Annotated in this window: 1 pseudogene; it reads left to right on the top strand. The window is 39.4% G+C overall.

The features are described 5' to 3' along the window. Nucleotides 1–154: 154 nt before the first annotated feature. Nucleotides 155–236 (top strand): annotated as a pseudogene (locus ACTHSX_RS10865) (FadR/GntR family transcriptional regulator); the annotation flags it as partial.

Raw genomic sequence — 236 nt, 5'->3', positions numbered from 1 at the left:
TAAAAATGAATGTGTTTGAATTATACTGCTTGAGATGGGGAGAATGGCATTTATTGACGAAAAAATAGGGGATTGATTAGAATGGGCGGCCAATTGGTAAATCCAATTTATGGCCGTCTGAATACAACTGTCCTTCAATCATCAGGAATACAACATGACTAAATTGGTTCGTCCGCAAAAAATCAGCGATCAGGTTTTAGCCGTTTTGGAAGAACGTATCGCGACCGGCATTTATG

The organism is Neisseria sp. P0014.S002, assembly GCF_051958295.1.
Lineage (GTDB): Bacteria > Pseudomonadota > Gammaproteobacteria > Burkholderiales > Neisseriaceae > Neisseria > Neisseria flavescens_B.
The sequence above is the reverse complement of the archived record's forward strand: the minus strand, read 5'-3'. Positions and strand labels throughout refer to the sequence as shown.